The following is a 2,009-nucleotide window of genomic DNA, read 5'->3' as shown; positions in this document are numbered from 1 at the left end:
CTGACAGTCAGACCTTTACAAGGGAGTAAAATAGGAAAGTATTTAAAATAATTAAAAAGAACTGTTGTCCCTCAAACGCCGGGTATTTAAGGCAAAAAAGACCGGATTTCTCTTCTTTTTGAAGCTGAAGGGGTCGACGAAAAAAAAACAAAAAAACAAAAAAAAGAAAGAGGGTCGCCGGGGGGCGGGCCGGCCTCAAATAAGACGATATAAGACGTTTATTTTTTTTTCTGCCGTATTACCCGTCTTTTCAATAAAAATCAAACTGACAGTCTTATTTGGGGTAAAAAATGAGGTTAATTGCCCCCCACACATAACGGCTTATCTCCTTCGGCAGATTTGCGGTTTAGGGAAAAAAGATCTGGGAAAAGGAAAAAAGAAAGGAAGAGAAAAAAAGAGGCGCAAATTTATTCGCTGTTTAATCCAGCTATAAAATTACGGTTCATGTAAAAATCCTTTAAAACTCCTATATTGTCGTTTCAAAGGTTGGACGCTTTATTTGGCAAGCAGTGTTTTGAGGGACTGCGTCCTTTCTCAAAACGCTTGTTTCCGGCAACGGTTGCACCGAAGCCAGAAAGCAAAAAGGAAGAAAGAAAGATGATAGCAAAAGTAAAAATGAACTCCAGCATCAGCGCTACGATCAGCTACTGCTGCCGGAGCGACAAGGATGCCACAGTGATTGCCTGCAATGGCACCACGAGCCAAGTGGACCGCGAGCTTCTGATCAAGCAGTTTCAGGCGCAGGCCGATCAACGTCCAGAACTTAAAAATAAAATTATGCAGATCATCATTTCCCATTCTCCGGAAGACACGGCCAAGCTGGCCGGAAAGAAGGAAGATGAAATTTTACAGGATTACATCCAAAGGCTTGCAAAAGGGAAGGGGAAGAATGCAGGTTTAGACCTTACTCAAACCCAATTTGTGGCTATCAGGCATGCAGAAAAAGGGCACATTCATTACCACTTACTTGCCAATATGGTAGACAACCAGGGGGAGCGGTTAAAAGACAACAATATTGGCTATAAGGCCAAAGGGGCAAGTATTGATATCACCAAACAGCATGGCCTGACAAGGGCGATATCGAAAGAACTTAAGCAGGAGTTGGAGATGGAAATAAAAGCACCGGAGCAAACACAGCGCAAAGGTTTTAGCATGGGCAGATAATGGAAAAAGAACCAAAAACGACAGGGAGAAAGGTTTTAGACCCTACCGAAAAGCGGACTAAACAGGTGAAAATTATGCTAACTGAGAAAGAATACGACGAGTTCAGGGAAAAAGCATTTAAAAGCCGGCAGAGCGTTGCAGAGGTCATGCGGGAGCTTGCTAAAGGAAAAGACATAAAAGAGGCCATGACAGCAGAAAAAGCCGCTTTATTACGGGATATCTCCCGAGTAGGGAACAACATTAACCAGATCGCCCAGCTTTGCCGGAAAGAAGGAGTGTTGGCCTATGCCGCCAAAATTGAAGGAATGATAAAATATTTAAACGAGAAAATATATGAGTGAGATACTGAATGAGGCACTTTTAAGCGAAATAAAACGGCTTAAGGCGATCAATATTGAAGGATTAGGCGCAAGTGTCCAAAGACTGGAAGACTCCACTAAAGAAGCCAAAAACCTACACCATGCAGTTAACGAAAACATTGTTAAACTGGGGGGAATGATTGAAAAAGTAAATGTTCCTGCAGAGATAAAATTGACCAGGCATTTAACCATTGGAGCAAAGGATAAATATTTCGGTGCCCTTATTATTTCTTCCCTTGTGTTTCTTCTAATAGGTGCAGCAGGGGTGATTTATGGGGTTAAAAAGGAAAATAAATTAGAGAAAGCAGAGCAAACCATAAGCAACCAAGCGACTTTTATCCAGTGGATGAGAAAGGAAAAAGGAGGTGAAAACATGTATCAAAAGTACCTTCAAGAGCTGAACAAGAAGTAAAAGGAGGGTAAATTAACGAAGGGGGGTACAACGAAATGATTTCAGTACATTTGACACGTTCTGCCATACACAAC

3 protein-coding genes are annotated in these 2,009 nt (G+C 41.8%); all 3 read left to right on the top strand.

Annotated features, from left to right (window positions below; all coding sequences use genetic code 11):
• Positions 1 to 486 precede the first annotated feature (486 nt).
• The 3 genes from ABTY40_RS30815 to ABTY40_RS30805 are packed head-to-tail and all read left to right on the top strand — an operon-like array spanning position 487 to position 1,935.
• Positions 487 to 1,164, top strand: coding sequence for a relaxase/mobilization nuclease domain-containing protein (locus ABTY40_RS30815; RefSeq protein WP_350502492.1), 678 nt, complete (start codon positions 487 to 489; stop codon positions 1,162 to 1,164).
• Positions 1,164 to 1,505 carry a plasmid mobilization protein gene (locus tag ABTY40_RS30810; protein WP_350502493.1) on the top strand — a complete coding sequence of 114 codons (342 nt, stop codon included), beginning with the start codon at positions 1,164 to 1,166 and terminating at the stop codon, positions 1,503 to 1,505. Before ABTY40_RS30815 ends, ABTY40_RS30810 begins: the two co-directional genes overlap by 1 nt.
• Complete coding sequence (locus ABTY40_RS30805) at positions 1,498 to 1,935, top strand: hypothetical protein (protein ID WP_350502494.1); 438 nt, start codon at positions 1,498 to 1,500, stop codon at positions 1,933 to 1,935. Before ABTY40_RS30810 ends, ABTY40_RS30805 begins: the two co-directional genes overlap by 8 nt.
• Positions 1,936 to 2,009 lie beyond the last annotated feature (74 nt).

This window comes from Streptomyces sp. NPDC126503, from assembly GCF_040302405.1.
GTDB classification, from domain to species: Bacteria; Actinomycetota; Actinomycetes; order Streptomycetales; family Streptomycetaceae; genus Streptomyces; species Streptomyces gulbargensis.
Note: the sequence above shows the minus strand (reverse complement) of the source record. Positions and strands in the feature narration are given on the sequence as shown.

Excerpts from the sequence above, each read along its gene's own strand:
- ABTY40_RS30810 (WP_350502493.1), top strand. The coding sequence starts at position 1,164 with ATGGAAAAAGAACCAAAAACGACAGGGAGAAAGGTTTTAGACCCTACC.
- ABTY40_RS30805 (WP_350502494.1), top strand. The coding sequence starts at position 1,498 with ATGAGTGAGATACTGAATGAGGCACTTTTAAGCGAAATAAAACGGCTT.